5 protein-coding genes are annotated in these 3,329 nt (G+C 71.9%); all 5 read right to left on the bottom strand.

What is annotated here, in order from left to right:
• Positions 1 to 300: 300 nt before the first annotated feature.
• Genes AC07C1_RS41170 through AC07C1_RS41150 form a run of 5 tightly spaced genes read right to left on the bottom strand, consistent with a single transcriptional unit; the run spans position 301 to position 3,178 of the window.
• Positions 301 to 1,260: a D-2-hydroxyacid dehydrogenase family protein gene (locus tag AC07C1_RS41170; RefSeq protein WP_478947235.1), complete on the bottom strand. Its 960-nt coding sequence runs from the start codon at positions 1,258 to 1,260 to the stop codon at positions 301 to 303.
• A 13-nt stretch (positions 1,261 to 1,273) separates the two neighbouring features.
• Positions 1,274 to 1,723, bottom strand: coding sequence for an enolase C-terminal domain-like protein (locus tag AC07C1_RS41165; protein ID WP_478947234.1), 450 nt, complete (start codon positions 1,721 to 1,723; stop codon positions 1,274 to 1,276).
• 9 nt (positions 1,724 to 1,732) lie between these two features.
• Positions 1,733 to 2,230, bottom strand: coding sequence for a hypothetical protein (locus tag AC07C1_RS41160; protein WP_478947236.1), 498 nt, complete (start codon positions 2,228 to 2,230; stop codon positions 1,733 to 1,735).
• A 22-nt stretch (positions 2,231 to 2,252) separates the two neighbouring features.
• A complete protein-coding gene (locus tag AC07C1_RS41155) occupies positions 2,253 to 2,690 on the bottom strand; it encodes a DUF6025 family protein (RefSeq protein ID WP_478947233.1) in 438 nt (145 codons plus the stop codon).
• Entirely contained in the window at positions 2,654 to 3,178 is a 525-nt protein-coding gene (locus AC07C1_RS41150; RefSeq protein WP_478947232.1) for a DUF6025 family protein, read from the bottom strand. Before AC07C1_RS41150 ends, AC07C1_RS41155 begins: the two co-directional genes overlap by 37 nt.
• Positions 3,179 to 3,329 lie beyond the last annotated feature (151 nt).

The following is a 3,329-nucleotide window of genomic DNA, read 5'->3' as shown; positions in this document are numbered from 1 at the left end:
CACGGTGAAGGTCGCCGAGGTCGACCTCCAGCGTCACTGGGTGCGGCTGGGTGCCGCTGACGGAGCGGACGCATCCCACGACTGGTCGCAAGAAGCGTGACCATAGTCGAGTCCGCCGTCGGGTCGGGCGTTGGGGTGGCGCCAGGCGGCGACGTGGTGGCCCGGCGCGGGCAGGAACGCGCCGAGCTTCATCATGCGGCGTTGCGGGCTCACGTGGATCTCCAAGGTGCAGGGTACGGACATCGAGGGGCACCCCCGCGCACGGCCGGCCACCGGTAGGACGGCCGGCCGCGCATCCGGTCAGCCGAGACGGCGTACCGGATCGCCCGCGAGGAACGCCTGGATGTCCTCGACGGCGTGGCTGTAGTACGTCGCGTAGTTGGTCTGCGAGACGTAGCCGAGGTGCGGGGTGGCGAGCAGCCGGGGTACGGTGCGCACCGGGTGGCCGGCGGGCAGCGGCTCGATGTCGAAGACGTCGACGCTGGCGCCGGCGATCCGGCCCTCGTGCAGCGCGGCCAGCAGCGCATCCTGGTCGACGATGGCCGCGCGGGAGGTGTTGACCAGGTAGGCGGTGGGCTTCAGGAGGGCGATTTCGGCGGGGCCGAGCAGGCCGCGGGTGCGGTCACTGAGCGCGAGGTGGACGGAAACGAAGTCGCTGCTGCTCAGCAACTCCTCCTTCGAAGGCGCCAGTTCGACGCCGACCTCGTCGGCGCGCTCCTTGGTGAGGTTCTGGCTCCAGGCACTCACCCGCATTCCGAAGGCCAGGCCCACCTGGGCCACCCGGCTGCCGATCTTACCCAGGCCCAGCAGGCCGAGCCGGCGGCCGTGCAGGTCGGCGCCGACGGTGGACTGCCAGGGGCCGCCCTCACGGAACGCGTTGTTCTCGGTGACGAGGTTGCGGGCCAGGCCGAGCAGAAGGGCCCAGGTCAGTTCCACCGGCGGGGTGGAGGAGCTAGCGGTGCCGCACACCGTCACCCCGTTGCGTTCGGCGGCCGCGTAGTCGATGACCGAGTTGCGCATGCCTGAGGCGATGAGCAGCTTGAGCCGGGGCAGGCGGTCCAGCAGCGTGCCGGGGAACGGCACCCGTTCACGCAGGGTCACGACGATGTCGAAGTCGGCGAGCCGGTGGGCGAGTTCGTTCTCGTCGGCGATGTGCTCGCTGAAGGTGACGACCTCGACGCGGTCCTCGACCGGGCTCCAGTCGGCCGAGTGCAGAGCGGCGTCCTGGAAGTCGTCGAGTACGGCACAGCGCAGTCGCATGTCAGTTGTCTCCTCAGTCGGGGTCGGTCGTGATGGCGCCGAGGCCGGGAGCCGTCGGCAGGCCGATCACACCACGGTCGACGGACACGCCGGTGAACGGGTCGCCCGTCAGCCCGAGATGGCCGTCCAAGTCCAGTTCGTCGGCGAGCGGCGCCAGTTGGGCCATGGCCGTCACCCCGAGCGCGCTCTCCAGCTTGCAGCCGAGCATCACCCGCAGCCCGGCGCGCCGGGCGAGCGCCACGGTCTCGCGGGCCGCGAGCAGACCCCCGCACTTGACCAGCTTGACGTTGACGCCGCTGACCCGGCCGCGCAGCCGCAGTACGTCGTCGGGGCCGGCGCAGTCCTCGTCGGCGTACACCGGCAGCGGTGCCCGCTCGTGTACGTACCGCAGCGCGTCCGGGTCACCGGGCGGGACCGGCTGCTCGAGAAACTCGACACCGTGCCGGTGCAGGGTGCGGGCCACGCGCAGTGCCTACTCCGGGGTCCAGGAGCCGTTGCCGTCGACCCGGATGCGGCCGGTGTAGACCGAGCGCAGCAGGCCTGCCCGGCTGCCGTCGTCCTCCGGGGTGAACTTCAGCTTCAGCACCGGCCAGTCGGCCAGCGCCCACGCCAGGAGTTCCTCCTCCGGAACGGCGCCGATGGACAGGGCCGTCGGCGCCAGGGGCAGCCCGGCCAGGCCCCACAACCGGTGCAGGGGCTGCCCGCAGGCCTTGCCGAGCAGGTCGTGCAGTGCCATGTCCACGGCGGACCGGGCCGCGGGACCAATCCCCGCCTCCTCCAGCCGGCCCAGGACGCGCCGCAGCTCGTACGGAGAGGCGACGTCCGCCAGGGCGCAGGCGTCGGCCTCGGCCGGGTCGGCGCCGCGTGCGGTGCCGTATCCGCGCAGCCCCTCCCAGGCCACCTCGACCACGCTCTGCCGTACCTCGGTGGTGACGCCCGTGTTGCTGGCGAACGGCTCCTTGAGGGGGATGCACAGGGTGCGGTGACGAGCTTCATCCCTGCACCTCCTCGAAGGCGGCGACGACGGCGCTGGCCTGTCGGAAGGTCAGCCGACGGAAACCGTCCGGCTCCACGGGCACCGCCGGATCGCGGAGCGTACCGTCGGCGGGCACGCCGCTGCCGGACGTGAACCGGCCGCGCAGATAGGCCGAAAGCCTCTCCCGGTGTTCGTCGAGCCAGCCCAGGGCGGTCTCGTGGGCGGCGTCGGGCGCCGCCGCGAGGACCGCCCTGAACAGGTCCGCGAGCAGGTCGGCGTCGGCCGGTGAGGTGCTGGGCGGGCAGAGCATGAAGACCTGGGCGGGCAGCAGCACGAACGCCACCGGACGGGCCTGCTCGAAACGGCGCACCAGCGGCGTGGTGATCGCGCGCAGCGAGCGGACCGTGGACCGGCGCGTCAGATAGCCACCGCGCCGGGGCGGGCAGCCCGCCATGGCCCGTCCCCCCCCCAGTGCACATGGGTGATGAAGGGGCTCTCCGGGGCGCCGGCCGGGCGGTCGGGGTGATGGGTGTCGAGCAGGCCGAACAGCACGTTGGTCAGCTGCAGCGACATCACCGGCAGCACCGGCGGCAGCCCGGCCAGCCGATCGAAGAACCCCGCCGGCTCCACCAGGGCCCCCACCAGCACCATCGCGGCCTCGGCGAGGGCGCGGGCGGAGGGGTAACGGTACCCGTCCAGGACGTACCCCGAGCCGTCCGCACTGAGATCGCAGCGGGCGACGTCACCGTCCAGCCGCACCGACTGGCTGATCAGCTCCGCCAGCCGCGTGCCCTGCCTGGCCGTGGCGTCGGCCTGCTCGATGAGCAGCGTGAGCATGTCGGTGACCAGGGGGCCGTGCTCTACCAGGACGGCGGCCCACTGCCGGAAGCGGTAGCCGGGGATCCTCAGCATCCGGCGCCAGTGCAGGTCGACCAGTGGCACCACGTAAGTTCAGTGGCTGTGGTGGGTGGATGGTGAGTCCGGTGTGGGCGAGGAATGACCATGGCAGTTGTGGGTTGTGGTTGATGCGGTGGATGCCTTGTTCGGTGGCGTCGGCGACATCGGCGAGGTGGTCGCCGGTGAGGTTGGCGAG

The sequence above is a fragment of the Streptomyces sp. NPDC045022 genome, assembly GCF_056432605.1.
The sequence above is the reverse complement of the archived record's forward strand: the minus strand, read 5'-3'. Positions and strand labels throughout refer to the sequence as shown.

Bases quoted from the DNA above. Each gene is read 5' to 3' on its own strand.
- AC07C1_RS41170 (WP_478947235.1), bottom strand. From the start codon at position 1,260: ATGCGACTGCGCTGTGCCGTACTCGACGACTTCCAGGACGCCGCTCTG.
- AC07C1_RS41155 (WP_478947233.1), bottom strand. From the start codon at position 2,690: ATGGCGGGCTGCCCGCCCCGGCGCGGTGGCTATCTGACGCGCCGGTCC.